Source organism: Nonomuraea sp. NPDC050547 (assembly GCF_044457345.1).
Taxonomy (GTDB): Bacteria; Actinomycetota; Actinomycetes; order Streptosporangiales; family Streptosporangiaceae; genus Nonomuraea.
In genome coordinates this window covers 77,227-92,799 of the sequence record NZ_JBITGW010000012.1, presented here as the reverse complement: position 1 = coordinate 92,799, position 15,573 = coordinate 77,227, and the positions used below count along the sequence as shown (strand labels likewise).

Below are 15,573 nucleotides of genomic sequence, written 5' to 3'. Positions count from 1 at the left end.
CGGCGGCGTCGTGGTCGGCATCCCTGCTCGTCGGCGGGAGTTTCCGTGCGTGGTGCGGGGATGCCGTCTGCCCTGAAGGAGACGGCATGATCTTTCGGAGGGTGGTCTCTGGGGAGACCGATGAGGAGTTAGTGAGTCAGCGCCCGGATGGGCGGCTGCACTGGAGTCCGGTGGTGGTCAAGACCCCGGCGTTCTTCGTGTTGGTGATCTGGGGGTGGCGGGTCGGGGCCGCGCTGGTCAAGACCGTGATCCGGCATCCGATCGCGTGCGGCCTGGTCGTGGTGCTGGGCGCGTACTGGTGGCTGGTCGGCTGGCAGGGGGCGCTGATCTGGTACGGGTGCATGGCGGCCTGGCTGGTGGTGTTCTGGCTGCTGCATCGGCGTGGGTTCATGCGGCTGATCGGCTGGCCGTTCCTGTCCTGGGTGCGGTGGATGTGGATCTACCGGCGTCGCTGGCGCGGGACGCTGACGGTGGCGGGGCTGGCCGGGCGGGTGCAGGGCCGGGCGTATGTGCCGGAGCTGGTGCGGGTGCGCAGTGACGCCTACGCCGACCGGGTCACGGTGAAGATGCTGCGGGGTCAGTCGGATGAGCTGTGGGCGGAACGTTCGCGGCACCTGGCGCATGCCTTCGGCTCCTCGGCCTGTCAGGTGCGCGTGCGTAAGCCGGGTCTGCTGGCGCTGGCGCTGCGGCGGGTCGATCCGCTGGCGGCGGTGGTGGGGCTGCGGCCGGTGTCGCTGGTGCCCAGTGTCGGGCCGGTGGAGATCGGCCTCGACGAACACGGGCTCGTGTACCGGCTGGCGTTGCACGGCACGCACTGGCTGATCGCCGGGGCGACGGGGGCCGGTAAGGGCTCGTGGCTGTGGCTGATCGTGCGGGGCCTGCTGGCCGGGGTGGAGGCGGGGCTTGTGGAGATGCACGCGCTGGACCCCAAGCGGATGGAGCTGTCTTTCGGGCGGGGCCTGTTCGCCCGGTACGCGAGCAAGCCGGAGCAATGCGCCGACCTGCTGGAATGGCTGGTTGAGCGGATGCAGGAGCGCGCCGACCGGTACGCGGGGGTACGCCGGAACCACGTCGCGACGGTCGATGAGCCCATGGTGGTGATCTTGGCCGATGAGATCGCGTTCCTGACGGCGTACTGCCCAGACAAGGACGTGCGGCGGCGGGTGCTGGCGGCGCTGGCCACGCTGTGCACGCAAGGCCGGTCGGTCGGCTTTGTGGTCGTGGCCGCGCTGCAAGATCCTCGCGCGGACATCTTGGCGATTCGTGAGCTGTTCCCGATGCGCGTCTGCCTGCGGGTCAAGACCGCGAACCAGGTGGACATGGTGCTGGGTGAGGGGATGCGGGATGCGGGCGCGCTGGCCGACAAGATCCCCTACAACCCGCACGACCCGTCGATGAGCGGCGGCATCGGCTACGTGGTGGATGAGTCGGGCGGTGAGCCGCTGCGGGTGCGGGCGGCCTGGGTCAGTGATGAGGAGATCAAGCACCTGGAGGCGGCGTGGGGAGTCGAGACCGACGACGGCCCGCCCTCCGACCTGCCGGGGCTGCCGGAGCCGGGAGACGTCAAGGTCGCTGGTTGGCGTCGGCCGGAGATCGTGCCTCCGCCTAGTTGGGGGGACGGCGGCCGGTCAGACGACGACCACGACCACGACGGTGGCGGCGGGAGGAGCAAGAGCGGCCGGAGCGTGCGGCGGGAGGGCAAGCGCGGCAAGCACAGCAAGGGCGGCAAGCGGCGGCGGATCAACGGAGGTGGTGAGCGGTGATGGCGAGATCGGAACGGCTTGGGCTGGACTGCGAGGTGTGCGGGACGGCCGACGCGCTGGAGCTGGTGGCGGAGTTGCGGGTGGTGCGGTGCCGGGAGTGCGGAGACCGGGCGGCGGCGGCCGTGGACGCGGACAAGCGGGACTGCAACGTCCTGTTCATCTGGGGGTGCGGCGATGATCAGCCGTGAGCCGGGGAACGGGGCGGTGTCGGGCCTGCTGGGGTCGGTGCTGAGCCAAAACGACATGATCGCGCTCGCCTTGGAGCGTGGCGTTTGTATCCGGCCGATGGCCTTCCGCTGGACGGATCGCAAGGACGGCACCTCACGCATCGTGAACGTCTCGTGCGGGTCGCGCTGGGAGTCGGTGTGTGCGCCGTGTGCGCGGCGGATCAGGTCAGCCCGGCAAGAGCAGTGCTTGGAGGGCTGGCACCTGGAGGCAGAGCCGGAGGGGATCATGGGTCAGATCGGGCCGGACCGTACCCCGGACGCGGAGGAGACGGCGTGGATGGGTGAGTTCCGCGAGGAACTGATCCTGCTGCGGGATGCGGCGCTGTCCGATGGTGACGCGGCGGGGGCGGCCGACTGGACGCAGGCACTCGCGGCGCATGAGGCGGAGATGGCGTACTTGGGCGTTCCGGTCGGTGGCGGGACGGCTGAGGCGGCATCACAGCCTGAAGCGGGCGGCGGGCCGGTGGCGGCCGAGCAGGTGGGCGGGGACTGGACGCAGGCTCCGTTGCCGCTGGCGGATGCGCCCTGGCCGACCGAAATCGATGACGGGATCGGCGACGGCGGCGGGCAGGCTGAGGCCGGGGAGACGGACGGCGGGGGCGGCGCGGACAGTGCGGAGGAGGGCGGGCGGCGGGTGCGCTCGACGGCTCGGCGGCAGGATGCGCCGGACCTGCCCAAGCGGGCGATGACGGCGGGCACGGTGGGTCGCGTGTTTCCCGGCCGTGCGGGCAGGGGCTACCGGCCGAGCATGTTCGTCACGCTCACGATGGGGAGTTACGGCCGGGTGCGGGATGGGGTGCCGGTCGATCCGGACGCCTACGACTACCGGCGGGCGGCGCGTGACCTGATCCACTTCTCCAAGCTGGTGGACCGGTTCGTGCAGAACCTTAGGCGGGTGACGGGGCGTAAGGTGCAGTACTTCGCGGCGGTGGAACCACAGCGGCGGCTCGCGCCTCATCTGCACATGGCGGTGCGGGGGGCGATCCCGCGTGCGGAGCTGCGGGCGGTGGCGGCGGCGACCTACCACCAAGTGTGGTGGCCGCCCACGGATCGGGTTGCGATCTTTGACGGGGAGAACACGCCGGTCTGGCAGGAGGGCATCGGCTATGTGGTACCGAGTACCGGGGAGGTACTGCCGACGTGGGAGGCGGCGCTTGATGAGCTGGACGGCGACCCGGACGCGGCACCTCAGCATGTGGTCAGGTTGGGTGAGCAGCTCGATATCCAGGGCGTGCTGGGCGGGAGCGCGGATGCTGATCAGCGTGCGCGGTACCTGACGAAGTACCTGACCAAGTCGGTGTCCGACGTGATGGGCGGGCCGGAGCCTGAAGACGACGGCGGGCACGACGACGACGCGGATGGGGAGGGTCGTCGGTCGGGGCGGCGGGCCGGTCTGCGGCGGGCTCGTCAGGCGCACGCGCGGCGGCTGCTGGAGGTGTTGCGGTGGGAGCCGTGTTCGCCTCGGTGCGCGAACTGGTTGCGCTTCGGCGTGACGCCGCTGGAGGCCGGGTCGGGACTGGTGCCGGGCCGCTGTTCGGGGCGGGCGCATCAAAGCGCGCACCTGGGCTACGGCGGGCGGCGCGTGCTGGTGTCGCGGGCGTGGTCGTCGCGCACGCTGGGCGGGCTGCTGCGCGATCGTCGGGCGTGGGTGGCCGAAGCTCTCGGGGTCGGCGATGAGCTGAGCCGGGAGGCTGATCCGGGCCGGTACACGTGGGTGCGGCTGAAGCCGGGCGATCCGGGGGTGGCTCCGCTGGCGGAACGGCTGCTGTGGCTGATCGCGGAGCGGGAGCAAGGGCGTGAGGCGCTGGAAAGGGCGCGGCTAGAGCAGTCTGGCGACGGCGAACAGGCTGCGCCGTGACGGCGAGTGCGGGCCGTCTGGATGGCCGCAGGCCACGCGTAGCGCGAGCTTCTGGCGAGTCCAGCCGGCGCGCTGCCCGGCAGGTGAGAAGCGGTTCCCGGCACGGGTCGGGGGGCTGTGATGAGGGGTAGGCGGCGGGTCGGCGGCTGGGTATGGTCGGCGAGAGCCGCGCGAGCAGAGCGCGCCGAAGGCTCCATTCAAGAGGGTGAACGCATGCGGGTGGGTCGGCGGTCAGCCACCGCAGAGCCGGGGGCGGGCGGGCGGGTCGCCGAGAGCGCGGGGCAGGATGCGGCGCCACCAGGTGATCATGCTCGGGGGGCGGCTACCGGCTCGACGCGGGGGCGGCACCCCTACCCCAGCGCCCGTTCTGGGGCTGGGTCGGTGGGTCGGCCTGGCGCGTGGGGCGGGGCTGCCGCGCTGGAGCGCGCGTATCTGGAGGCGTGCGGGTTCGCCTCGGAGGAAGCGAGAAGGGCCTACTTCGAGAAACAGACGGCCGACTGGCCACCGCTCTCCGATCAGGTCCGGTTGCGGTTGCGGCTGCTGCTGCGGGCGGCTGAAGAGCCGGACACGGGTTCGTCGTAGAGAGCGGCCTGGGGGTGCGGGGCCTGAGGTCCGGCACCCCCTGCGGGGCGGCTAGGCGGCGATGGGCTGGGGCTCGCTCGGCTCCGGGCGGTCCTTCGGCGTGATGGTGACCCTGTCGGTGATCGGGACGCGCTTGCCCCGGCCGATGCCGTGGAATGTGACGTTCACGAGCATCTTGACCACCTCGCGCTGACGGCCAAGCCCGATCGCCTCCCACCACGCGCGGGCGTCGTCGTAGTCGAACAGATCGCTGAGCGGGCTGTTGGTGGTGGCGCGGTTCATCTGCTCGCGCAACCCGGCAATCTGCTCATCAGCGTGACGCTTGGCCTCTATCACCATGTCCTCATCGAAGATCTTCTCAACGAACATGCGGGCGGCGTGGCGCTTGCTCTCCTCAAGCTCGATGATCTGGGCCTGGATCGCGGCGAAGTCAACCGTCTCGGCCTGGGCGTCCGGTAGGAGGTCCTGGACGTCGGCGTGCGACAGACGGCCCAACACGTGGTCCCTGACGAACATGTCCGCGAGGATCGCGTCCGGCCCGTTGTGGCCCGTGATGCACTGGTAGATCAGCTTGCCGTTCTTGCTGCGGGCGCGGTAGGTCGCTCCGCACTTGTCGCAGATCGCGATCAGGGACGTGAGCCACCTGGGCACGTTGCCCGGTGAGGTGGTGCGGGCGGGGTCGTTCTTGATGACCCTGAGTGCCTCCTGCTGCGCGTCGGTCAGGATGTACGGATAGGCGTTGCGCTTGATGATCTCGCCGTGGCGGACGCTGTGCCCGGCCGTGCGCGGGTTGAGAAGGATCTGCCAGACGGTGCGGGACTGCCATCCTCCGGGCTCGACGTCCTTGCCCCCTCGGCGCAGCGTGCGCCCATCGGCCTGGGACGCGCTGCGCACACCGCGCTTGGCCATCCCGCGCAGCACGTGCCCCATCTTCACCCCGGCCAGAAGGTCAAGCGCCCACCTGCGGATCTCGGCAGCCTCGATGGGGTTGTGCTGGCCCATGTCCAAGACCGTGCGGTCCTCATACCGGCGGTCCTCAAGCGGCGCTTGGGGGTTGGCGCACACGGAGCGAACCCGGCCGGTGTCCACGCCCCAGCCGTAGGGGCGCACACCCCCGCCGTAGATGCCGTGCTTGGCCTGGCGCTTGCGGGCCTTTTCGACTCGTTCGCCCCGGTGGGCTGACTCGTACTCAGCGTCAAGGGTGTCCTTGATCAGGTCCCGGCGTCCGGCTGCGGTCTCCAGGTTGTAGAAGCTGCCCTTGGTGACCGAGTACAGCTTGACCTTGGCGGCGCGGGCTATCTCGATGAACGCGCTTGCGGCTTCCACGGTGCGGTTGAGCCGGTTGGCGTGCCAGATGATGACCAGGCGGATCAGGTTATCGCGCATGTCAGCGAGTAGCTGGTCGTAGTCGGGACGCTGAACGTTGGCCTTGAAGGCGCTGAGGTCGTTGTCCACGTAGCTACGTGAGATCGTCTCGCCGAGTTGCTCGGCGGCTTCCTCGTTCTCGTCGTGCTGGTCGCCTACCCCATCGGCTGCCCCGGTCTTGTCGTAGCTGATCCGGCAGTAATCGACGACTGCGCGCCCCTGGGTGGCTGCTGCCAAGAGCCTCATGGTGCCTCCCCTTGCCCGGTTGACCTGCTCTTATCTCTATAATGGGCCATAAATCGTGCGTCGGGAAGTCCACCACGATGCGGATGATCCTCGGTCTGGACAACCCCACGGCGGGCCACGCGCTGATCGGCGGTCGCGGCTATCGGGACCTGCGCCATCCTTTGCGCACGGTGGGAGCCCTGCTCGACGCGACGTGGGTGCATCCCAACAGGTCGGCCCGCGCGCACCTGCGCTGGCTGGCCGCATCCAACGACCTGCCGGTACGGCGGGCCGACGAAGTGCTGGAGGTGGTCGGGCTCGGCCCAGTCGCCGGCAGGCGCGCGGGAGGATTCTCGCTGGGCATGGCGCAACGGCTCGGCATCGCCGCCGCGCTGCTGGGCGATCCCGAGGTGCTGCTGTTCGACGAGCCGGTGAACGGGCTCGACCCCGAGGGCGTCCTGTGGATACGCGGGCTCATGCATCGCCTGGCCGATGAGGGGCGCACGGTGCTGGTGTCCAGCCATCTGCTGGCGGAGATGGAGCTCACCGCCCACGACCTGATCGTCATCGGGCGGGGCAAGCTGATCTCTCATGGCGGCGTGGCGGAGTTCGTCGCGAGGGCGACGGAGAGCAGCGTCCGGATTCGCACACCGGACACCGGACGGTTGCGGGCGCTGCTGGAGCACGCGGGGGCGAAGGTCCGCGCCGACGGTGACGCGCTTGTCGTCACTGACGCCAAAAGCTCCGAGATCGGTGAGGTCTGCGCCGCCAACGGGATCGTGCTGCACGAACTGAGTGTTCATCACGGGTCCTTGGAGGAGGCGTTCATGCGACTGACCGGCGACGCGGTGGAGTATCACGCCGATTCGGGAGGGACACCGTGACTCTGACCGTAGCCGAGGGCATCAAGTTCCTGTCCACTCCCTCCCCCAAGGCGCTCGCCGCGGTCGCGGTGGTCGTTCCTGTCGCCTTCGCGGGGGTGGTCGCGGGCACCGCCGGAGATTCCGCGGCGATCACCGTCGGCGTCAGCCAGGCCGGCCACCAGTTCGGCATCGCGCCCATCCTGGCGATGGCCATGGCCTCGATCACCACGGAGTACCGCTACAACACCATCAAGGCGACCTTTCTCGCCGTGCCGAGGCGCGGCTCGGTTCTCGTCGCCAAGGCCGCCGTGGCCGCTCTCGTCTGCGGCGCGATCGGCCTTGTCTCCGCGTTCGGGTCGCTCACGGTCGCGACCCTGATGGCGCCGGAAGCCGACCTCGCCCTGGACACCGCGGCCGACTGGCGGAACGTGGCGGGCCTGGCCGCCTACTACGCGATCGCCGCCGTCATCGCGGTCGCCGCGGGCGCCTTGGTCAGGCACACTGCGGCAGCTCTGACGCTGCTGCTGGGCTACTCCCTGTTCGTCGAGTCGCTGGTCCCCGCGATCCCGGGCGTCGGTGTGGAGGTTCACCGGTGGTTGCCGTTCAACGTCGGGAAACAGTTCCTCATCGGAGCCCCGGATCCCGGCGCGGCGCCGCCCGGCCCGCCCGCACCGCCTCCCTCGACCTCACTGCTCAGCCCATGGTGGGCCCTCGCCTACTACGCGGCCGTCGCGCTCGCCCTCCTCGGGGTCGCGATCGTGACGGCCCGGAGGCGCGACGCCTGACCAGCGGGTCTCTCCTTCACGTCCCCACTCGATCTCCCGGCGCAGGGCGTCGATTCGGAGTCATACGGCTACCGAGTGGTACTCACCTTGATGAGTGATCGGGACAGCGTTGGACGGTCTGCTGTGACGGCGATCGTTTCGGCTGGAAGGTGATGTCGCTGCGTCCGGGGGCTTGCGGTGGGAGGAGCAGGTCAAGAGGCGGCGCCCGCGGGCGAAGCCGAGGACGAACGCACCCTCGCCAAGGCCCTCACGGAGATCGTCATCAGGCTTGATCTCAGCGAAGAGGCCTCGATGCGGTTGCCGACGCCGGTGATCGCCCTTCTGCAGGACCGGCAAGCCCTCGCCGCGCTGATCAACGAGTACGCGCAGGAGGGAACCGATCCTGAGCGGCACCTGACGGCCCGGAAGGCGCCCGAAACCCTGGGACTCCTGGTCTGAGGGCACTACTCCACATGGGCTCTCACGTCACTTTCGCCAGAACAGGTGATGCGTCACGCCGCTCGGACTGGGCACGACCTCCAGGTGAAACCGGTCGAGCAGCTCATCGGGTGACTCCCAGAGCCGTATTCCGGACCCGAGCTTCACCGGCGAGACCGCCACATGCATGGTGTCGACGAGGTCGGCGTCGAGGAACTGCCGAATGGTGGTAACCCCTCCCCCGAGCCGGACGTCCTTGCCCTGCGCCGCCTCCCGCGCCTGCTCCAGGACCGTGGCCGGGTCACCGTCGACAAAGTGGAACGTGGTGTCCGACAGCGTGAACGACGGACGCCCGTGGTGGGTCATCACGAACACCGGGGTGCGGAACGGAGGCTCGTCGCCCCACCAGCCCCGCCACTCATGGTCCTTCCAGGGTCCGCGCTGGGGGCCGAACTTGTTGCGGCCCATGATCTCGGCTCCGATGTCGCGTGCGTAGTCCCGCGTGAAGTAGTCGTCGAGGCCCCGGCTCCCTCCGGGGTCGGTGCGCATAGGCCAGCTCGCCGTGGCGCCGGCCCAGGCGAACAGTCGTTCGGCATTGGCCTGGCCGAACGGGTTCTCGAGGCTCTGATCCTCATCGGCGCCGGCGCCGATCCCCTCACTTGAGACGTTGAAGTTCTGGACTCTCAGTAGCTGAGCCACGTGTTCCTCCTGTGTTGCCGATACGGGTGGTGAGACTCGCCGGGCCGGGAAAGCTCATCGCTACGTCCGTGACCGGCCGAGCATCCGGGTGCTGCCGCTACTTCTCACCGACATTCCCGTCCAGGACAAAATGTTGCTCACCAGTAAAATCAGGGATTGGAGCTGCACCAGGTCACCGTCTACGTCGGGGCGATCGCAGCCGTGACATGGTCAGTGTCTGAAGCTGGAGGCGAGCCGGGCGATCGCCGATTGGCGCGGCGCCAGCCAGTCGGCGATGTCGGTGACCACGGCCGCGTCCACGTGCTGGGGCTTGCCGTAGTCCGCGGGCGTGGACGGGCCTGAGCCGGGGAAGAACAGGTGGTCGTCGGCGTCGTAGACGCGGATGGTGACGTCCGCCCGGTGGGCGAGTCCTGCCCGCCAGCCCGCGAGGTCGTCTGCGACGGTCACTTGATAGTCGCGTCCGCCCTGCAGGATGAGCATCGGCTTGTCCAGCGCGGCCGCGGTCGCGACCGGGTCATAATCGCGCAGATCAAGCCAGTACGTCCCGGAGTAGCCGAACGGCAGCTCCGCCGCGGGTGTCTCGGCGGACAGCCGAGGGCTGTCGACAAGTGCGGCCTGCCGCGTGATCGCCTCGACTGCGGCCCGCGCACCGGGATCGAGCGAGGCGAGGTGGCGGACGACACGGACGGCGGCCCGATGCATGGGCTGGGTGTCAGCGGCCAAGAGCACCAGCCCGGCCACCGACGGCTCGGCGGCGGCGACCCTCGGGGCCACCTTGCCGCCCATGCTGTGCCCCGCGACGTACACGCGTGCGGCATCGACGGCCGGATGGCGCTGGAGCATGTGGATGGCCGCGACGGCGTGCGGGACGTACTCCTCACTCATCGTGAACGCCGGGTCGGCCGCCACCTCGGCGGCGTGGGCGTGAGTCACCTTGTCGAAGCGCAGCACCGCCACACCGCGGCCGGCCAGCCCCCAGGCCAGATCTTTTAGGGGCTTGTTGGGGCCGCTGGTGGCGTCGCGGTCGAACGGCCCGCCGCCGCTGAGCAGCACCACCGCGGGCCACGGCCCGTCTCCGCGCGGCACACTCAACGTGCCGGGTACGGCCAGCGGACCGGAACCCACGGTGACCTCGTGCTCGTCGAACCTCCTACGGCGGGCGTACGCGGGCGGCGTCCACGGCTCGGTGAGCGCAGGCGCCAGTTGCAGGCCTTGCAGCAGTCCGGTCTCGTCGACCGACATGACCACCGTCAGCCCGCCACGTTCGCAGGTCACCGCAACGCTCACCTTGACCAGCTCGGCCTTCCCCGACGCGATCACCCAGCTCTCCGGGGCCGGCTCGCTGATCGGCGTCGCGACCGCGGAGATCGCCCCCATCGTGGAGAGCTGGCTCTCCCAGGCGGCTTGCAGCGTCTCAGCGGAGACCACCGCCCGCAACGGCGGGGCGAACAACTCCTCAAAATCCGCAAAGTGCCCACCCTGTGCCATCTCAACGACCGCCGCGGCGATCGTCACCGGATCCGTTCCCCTGGTCATTCCAACACCGTCCCTTCTACTGTTTTGCGAACGGTAGCACAACATGAGATCGTTGCATGTGGACACTTTGGAGCTTCTGGCGCATCCGGTACGGCTGCGCATCGTGCATGCGATGCGCGGAGAGCGGGAACTCACCACCGGACAGCTGTGCGCTCGCATACCCGACACCTCGAAAGCCATGGTCTATCGGCACGTCGACCTGCTCGCGGCCAGCGGGATCCTGGAGGTGGCGGGTGAGAGACGGGTGCGGGGCGCGGTGGAACGTCGCTACCGGCTCCGCCACGACCGGGCCGCCCTCTACGCCGACGCATTCGCGGCCATGACGCCCGACGACCACCGGCGCGCCTTCGCCACCGCGATGGCCGTCCTGGTCGCCGAATTCAACGCCTACCTCGACCACGAGAATGTCGACCCGGTGGCGGACCTCGTCGGCTACCGGCAGCATGCCGTCTGGCTCACCCGTGGCGAACTGGAAGAGATGATCAGCCAGTTCCGTCGCGTGATCCTGCCCCTGTTGACCAACCAGCCAACGCCGGACCGCACACAGCACCTGCTCAGCCCGATCCTCTTCCCGATCGAACAGCCACCCACCGGCTCCGAATCGGGCCTGGATGACTCAGGTACGTGACAGTGGTCTGCTACCGCGTACCCGGGCGGCGTACAGGGTGCCCAGCAGGGGCGATGCCGAGTGAGCCGCCGCTGGGGCGCAGCAGCGTGAGGGTGCCGCTGGCCCCCTATGGCGCGCGGGCGTGCCCACCACCCTGGACTCGACGGTGAGCCAGGGCGGTGGGGTCCGGACGGGCGTGGTGCGATGTTCAGCCCGCGACCGGGAGCTTGCTGTTCGACGGCATCGGCGGCACGGCCTCCTGGAGCGGTGCGGCCTCCTGCAGCGGTCCGCGGTCGTCGACGGCGACCGGCACCTGTTCCGTCTGGTCGGATGGCACCTGTGCCGTCCGGCCCGCGCCGGCGCAGGTGGCGGAGGCCAGGTCGATCGACTCGTACGTGCCGTCACCCATCGGCACGGCGATCGCGACGCCGGTCACGGTCATCCCGCCGTCGGCGTTGCGCTGCTGCTTGTTCAGCGTGACGCTCGCGGTGCCGACCCCCTTCATCTCCACCGGGATGGTCGTGTTCGGCGCGGGCGCCGACTCGATCGGCTTGCCGTCGACGACGGCGCTCGCCATCCTCGCGGTTCCCGACCCGCCCACACAGCGCACCTGTACGGCGTCGGCCGTCAGCTTGGAGGCCAGCGCGTCCACGCCGACGGCCCGGGAGCCGGCCCGGTCGCCCTGCGCGTCCACCTCCAGCGCCTTGGCGTTGACCAGCTTGTTCGCCGGGTGCTCCGTCACGCTCTTGCGCGCCGGACGGGCTCCGTCGGCCTGTACGGCCGGCATCGGCGCGATCCCCAGCGCATCCGCGGCCGCCAGCCCGAAGGCGCTGGATCCGCTGGGATCCGTCGTGGCCTGCGACGCTGGCGCTGGCGCCAGAACCGCCAGCGCCAGTGCCGCGGTCGAAATGACGAATGCAGACTTCCTACGCATCAATTCCCCCTGAGTGGATGAGGACGAGGGTGCCGAGCGGCACTCTCGCCAGTGCTCGAAGTGCCTCGTCCGGCACCCGGACGCATCCGTGGCTGACCGCTTGGCCGTAGACGGAAGGGTCGGGCCAGCCGTGCAGCGCCACCGTGCCCGGGCCGCCGCCGTAACTGTCCAAGGTGTCCGAATGGGCTCCGGTCGGCAGCACGAGCGAGCCGTTCTCCCGCAACGACCCGAGCAGGAACGTCCGTCCCACAGGTGTCGGCGTCTCCGCCGTGCCGACGGCGACCCGCCAGCTCCCGATCGGGTGCCCGTACCGGAGCAGCGTGAGCCGACGCTCCCAGACGTCGACACCCACCAGGTAGGTGGTGCGGGCCATCCGCACATGCCCGCCGGTGGCGATCCACCCCGTCGACCTGTTGGGCCGGGCCGGCAGCAGCACCCGCGCCCACCCCGGAACCCGTTCCACCACCGGCACCCACGTCGGGTTGCCGAGCTGGCGGGCGGGCAGCCTCGCGACCGGGCGACCGGCGGGCCGGTCGCGGACGGTGGCGGACACGATCGGATGCAGCAGCGTGCCGTCGCTGACGGCGAAGGGCGCGGGGTCGGCGGGCAAGGCCGCGTTGGTGGCATGGGTGGTCACGAACGGCAGGCGCGCGGCCCCGGCACGGGAGGCTTCCGCGGACAAGAGCAGCACCGACGCCAGGACCATCCCGGCATGTCGAACCCATGGACGAGGCACCCGCTGGACGCTAGCGACCACGATCCGCTACCTCTGCTGAGATGGCGGATTGCAGTCCCGAGATTTACCGACAGGGGCTGGCTCGGACTACCGCGCACCGGGCCCGGCTCCTCCAGCACGTCACCGGGAACCGGCTATGGACGGCAAGGTTGCCGGCCTGTCACGGCGCCAAAGGCTGGTAAAGACCTGAGATCTCCGTAGTGATCAGAGACCTCAGGTGTCGACAACGTCCATGGCTAGCTCAGTTCCGGACCACTGTGACCAGGTTGCCGTCAGGGTCGTGCAGGTGGCGGAAGGCCACGAGGCTGTGGACGGATTCGATCGGGCTGGGAGTGAACCCGTTCTCGATCAGGCTCGCGCGCTCACGTTCCACGTCCTCGACCACGAGCCGGAGACCCCAGCCTGTCCCGGCCGGTACGGCTGGTCGACGCGCTGTTGGGTGAGCCGAGGCCGGTGCGCTCACCGGTGGATCTCACTTTGTCCCCGGAGTTCCGGCGTGGGCACGGTGCCATGTATGGCCGGCTCAATCACGGCCGGATCGAGGTGGATCGGTGTGGATCGGTTACGTGAAGTGCTGGCCAGATTGCCACTGCCGCGCTGGCCTGATGGGCGGATCGTGCTGGCGGTCCGACGACCATCGCCCGGCCATCCGCGCCATCGCCCATACGCTCATAACGTGCCTGTGCGCGGCCTGAGCCCGGGAGTCAGCGCACGCGGCCTGCCGCCGCCTCCGTCAGGCCCGGTACGTCGAGCGACAGCCCCGTCAGCTCGCCGGCCAGGTGCGCGCGGGAGCGGGCCCTGGTGCTCAAGGACAGATCGTTGACCAGGGTCATCGCGCTCTGGACGAGCACCCTGGCCTCGTCCTGGGCCAGCTCGGGGCGTTGGGCGGACAGCAGGCCGACCCATTCGAGGATGTAGTCGTGCTGGGCGCGGCGCATGGCGCGGAGCTGCTCACCGGGCAGGTGCATGACCTCGGTGACCAGCATCGCGTTCAGCTCGCTGTGCGCCAGGGTGTTGTCGACGTAGGAACGCAGCACCGCCTCCAGGGCCTCGCGCGGGCCGGAGCTGGACGTCAGCGCCTGGCCCAAGGCCAGCTGCAGTCCGTCGTTGGCCCGGTTGAGCGCGGTGATGAGGATCTCGGCCTTGCTGCCGAAGTGGTTGTACACGCTGGGTCCCGCGATCCCCGCCGCCGCGCCGATGTCCTCCATGCCGACCGCCTGGTAGCCGCGCTCGTGGAACAGCGTGGTGGCCGCGGCGAGCAGCGTCTCCCTGCGCGAGGCGCGGGCCAGCCCGGCGCTCTTCCTCACCTCGCCTGCCGGCGCCGGCCGCAGCCGGGAGGTGTGGCTCAGCACCTGCCCGATCTCCGCCATCAGGCGCTCGTAGCGCGCCCTGGGCAGCTCGACGGCGTGGTAGGAGGGACTGGACAGCGCGCTCAGCACCGCCCAGGCCAGCAGGTCCGCCTCGTCCCGTGGCCGGTCGAGCAGCCCGGCGACGCGCTGGTGGATCGCCCGCTGATGCTCGCGCACCCCGACCCTCCAACTCATCATGGGTAAGACCCGGCACAAGAACCCCCGCACCGCCCAGAGGCCATCGCCAAAGTCACCGAACACCTCGCCCCCGCCGCCGTACACACTGAAGGCGCAGCTCAGCCCTGAAAGGGCGGCGAGTGACAGCCGCGTTAACGGCACTCCGAGTTGCTCCAGGAGGTGATGGTCGACGAGCCGGACCAGGCCGGGGTCGTTCTCATCTGTGTGCGGGTGGCCGCTGGAGGTAGTCTCGCTCGGCACCGGGCGGTGCCAGGGCGGCGGCGCGGCGGTAGGCGGCGGCTGCCTCGCTGTGGCGGTCCAGGCGCCGGAGCAGGTGGGCCCGGGCGACGTGGAACGGGTAGTACTGGCCCAGTTCGGCTTCCAGCGGGTCGATGAGGGCCAGGGCGGTGGCCGGGCCGTGAGCCTCGCTGACCGCGATGGCGCGGTTGAGCGCGACCACCGGGGTGGAGGCCAAGGCGTACAGGTGGTCGTAGAGGGTGATGATCTGCCGCCAGTCGGTGGCAGCGGCGGTCGGCGCGTCGGCGTGGACCGCGTGGATGGCGGCCTGCAGTTGGTACGGGCCGGGCCGGTCGCGGGCCAGGCAGCGGCGCACGATCGCGTGCCCTTCCTCGATCAAGTCGCGGTCCCAGCGGTTGCGGTCCTGCTCGCTCAGCAGGACCAGGCTGCCGTCCGGCCGGGTGCGTGCGGCCCGGCGGGATTCGATCAGCAGCAGGGCCAGCAGCCCGGTCACCTCGCTCTCGTCGGGCATGAGCGCGGTCAGGAGGCGGGCCAGCCGGATCGCCTCGCCGCACAAGTCACGCTCCTGCGGTTCTGCCTGGCTGGTGGTGTAGATGAGGTAGACGACGGCCAGCACCGGTGGCAGGCGGTCGGGCAGTTCGTGGCCGGCGGGGACCCGGTACGGGATGCGCGCGGCCTTGATCTTGCGTTTGGCGCGGACCAGGCGTTGGGCCATGGCCGTTTCGGTCATCAGGAAGCAGCGGGCCACCTGTTCGGTGGACAGGCCGCCGAGCAGCCGCAGGGTGAGCGCGACCTGTGTCTCGGCCGCCAGGGCGGGGTGGCAGCAGGTGAAAATCAGCCTGAGCCGGTCGTCGGGCACGGCCCCTCCTGCCTCGGCCGGCCCGCCACCGTCATCCCCATCGCCGTCATCGCCGCCGGCCAGGAGCGCCGCCTCGTCCAGCAGGCGCCGCTCGCGCGTGCGGCGGCGCAGGCGGTCGATCGCGCGGTGGCGGGCGGTCGTGGTGATCCACCCGCCCGGGTTGGGCGGCAGTCCCTCGGCCGGCCACCTGTTCAAGGCAAGGGCGTACGCCTCCTGCACCGCGTCCTCGGCGACGTCGATGTCGCCGAACCAGCCGATCAGCGCGGCCAGCGACCGGCCGTACTCCTGGCGGAAGATCTGGCCGATGGCCTCCTGACCGACGAGCCGCACCGC

The 15,573-nt window shown here is 70.2% G+C and carries 16 protein-coding genes; 8 read left to right on the top strand and 8 right to left on the bottom strand.

Features of this window, described 5'->3' with window-relative positions; genetic code table 11:
- The first annotated feature begins 86 nt into the window (after positions 1 to 86).
- The 4 genes from ACIBHY_RS28750 (at position 87) to ACIBHY_RS28735 (ending at position 4,430) form a co-directional block, all read left to right on the top strand.
- Entirely contained in the window at positions 87 to 1,763 is a 1,677-nt protein-coding gene (locus ACIBHY_RS28750) for an FtsK/SpoIIIE domain-containing protein (protein ID WP_397308237.1), read from the top strand.
- A complete protein-coding gene (locus tag ACIBHY_RS28745) occupies positions 1,760 to 1,951 on the top strand; it encodes a hypothetical protein (protein ID WP_397308236.1) in 192 nt (63 codons plus the stop codon). Before ACIBHY_RS28750 ends, ACIBHY_RS28745 begins: the two co-directional genes overlap by 4 nt.
- A complete protein-coding gene (locus ACIBHY_RS28740) occupies positions 1,938 to 3,848 on the top strand; it encodes a replication initiator (protein WP_397308234.1) in 1,911 nt (636 codons plus the stop codon). Before ACIBHY_RS28745 ends, ACIBHY_RS28740 begins: the two co-directional genes overlap by 14 nt.
- A gap of 381 nt (positions 3,849 to 4,229) precedes the next feature.
- Positions 4,230 to 4,430 carry a hypothetical protein gene (locus ACIBHY_RS28735; protein WP_397308233.1) on the top strand — a complete coding sequence of 67 codons (201 nt, stop codon included), beginning with the start codon at positions 4,230 to 4,232 and terminating at the stop codon, positions 4,428 to 4,430.
- A 51-nt stretch (positions 4,431 to 4,481) separates the two neighbouring features.
- Here the strand turns inward: ACIBHY_RS28735 and ACIBHY_RS28730 are convergent, their stop codons facing one another.
- The gene (locus ACIBHY_RS28730; RefSeq protein WP_397308232.1) at positions 4,482 to 6,041 is read right to left on the bottom strand and encodes a recombinase family protein; all 1,560 of its coding nucleotides are present in this window, start codon (positions 6,039 to 6,041) and stop codon (positions 4,482 to 4,484) included.
- Positions 6,042 to 6,082: 41 nt separating this feature from the next.
- Here ACIBHY_RS28730 and ACIBHY_RS28725 point away from each other — a divergent pair, with 41 nt between their 5' ends.
- The 3 genes from ACIBHY_RS28725 to ACIBHY_RS28715 all read left to right on the top strand — a co-directional run bounded on the left by ACIBHY_RS28725 (position 6,083) and on the right by ACIBHY_RS28715 (position 8,106).
- Positions 6,083 to 6,904 carry an ATP-binding cassette domain-containing protein gene (locus tag ACIBHY_RS28725; RefSeq protein WP_397308231.1) on the top strand — a complete coding sequence of 274 codons (822 nt, stop codon included), beginning with the start codon at positions 6,083 to 6,085 and terminating at the stop codon, positions 6,902 to 6,904.
- Positions 6,901 to 7,668, top strand: coding sequence for a hypothetical protein (locus tag ACIBHY_RS28720; protein WP_397308230.1), 768 nt, complete (start codon positions 6,901 to 6,903; stop codon positions 7,666 to 7,668). Before ACIBHY_RS28725 ends, ACIBHY_RS28720 begins: the two co-directional genes overlap by 4 nt.
- 177 nt (positions 7,669 to 7,845) lie before the next feature.
- On the top strand, positions 7,846 to 8,106 hold the full coding sequence (locus tag ACIBHY_RS28715; RefSeq protein WP_397308229.1) for a hypothetical protein: 261 nt from the start codon (positions 7,846 to 7,848) through the stop codon (positions 8,104 to 8,106).
- Between the two features lie 27 nt (positions 8,107 to 8,133).
- On the opposite strand, the gene ACIBHY_RS28710 is transcribed toward ACIBHY_RS28715, so the two are convergent.
- A complete protein-coding gene (locus ACIBHY_RS28710; RefSeq protein WP_397257944.1) occupies positions 8,134 to 8,784 on the bottom strand; it encodes a dihydrofolate reductase family protein in 651 nt (216 codons plus the stop codon).
- A gap of 210 nt (positions 8,785 to 8,994) precedes the next feature.
- On the bottom strand, positions 8,995 to 10,320 hold the full coding sequence (locus ACIBHY_RS28705; protein ID WP_397308228.1) for a serine aminopeptidase domain-containing protein: 1,326 nt from the start codon (positions 10,318 to 10,320) through the stop codon (positions 8,995 to 8,997).
- 58 nt (positions 10,321 to 10,378) lie between these two features.
- On the opposite strand from ACIBHY_RS28705, the gene ACIBHY_RS28700 reads away from it, so the two are divergent.
- Complete coding sequence (locus tag ACIBHY_RS28700) at positions 10,379 to 10,948, top strand: helix-turn-helix domain-containing protein (protein WP_397308430.1); 570 nt, start codon at positions 10,379 to 10,381, stop codon at positions 10,946 to 10,948.
- 187 nt (positions 10,949 to 11,135) lie between these two features.
- On the opposite strand, the gene ACIBHY_RS28695 is transcribed toward ACIBHY_RS28700, so the two are convergent.
- From ACIBHY_RS28695 to ACIBHY_RS28675, 5 genes are all read right to left on the bottom strand, one after another.
- Entirely contained in the window at positions 11,136 to 11,861 is a 726-nt protein-coding gene (locus ACIBHY_RS28695) for a choice-of-anchor P family protein (protein WP_397308226.1), read from the bottom strand.
- The gene (locus tag ACIBHY_RS28690; protein WP_397308225.1) at positions 11,854 to 12,552 is read right to left on the bottom strand and encodes a L,D-transpeptidase; all 699 of its coding nucleotides are present in this window, start codon (positions 12,550 to 12,552) and stop codon (positions 11,854 to 11,856) included. Before ACIBHY_RS28690 ends, ACIBHY_RS28695 begins: the two co-directional genes overlap by 8 nt.
- Positions 12,553 to 12,838: 286 nt before the next feature.
- A complete protein-coding gene (locus tag ACIBHY_RS28685; RefSeq protein WP_397308224.1) occupies positions 12,839 to 12,970 on the bottom strand; it encodes a hypothetical protein in 132 nt (43 codons plus the stop codon).
- A gap of 331 nt (positions 12,971 to 13,301) precedes the next feature.
- Entirely contained in the window at positions 13,302 to 14,123 is an 822-nt protein-coding gene (locus ACIBHY_RS28680; protein WP_397308223.1) for a TetR/AcrR family transcriptional regulator, read from the bottom strand.
- A gap of 217 nt (positions 14,124 to 14,340) precedes the next feature.
- Entirely contained in the window at positions 14,341 to 15,570 is a 1,230-nt protein-coding gene (locus tag ACIBHY_RS28675) for an RNA polymerase sigma factor (protein ID WP_397308222.1), read from the bottom strand.
- Positions 15,571 to 15,573 lie beyond the last annotated feature (3 nt).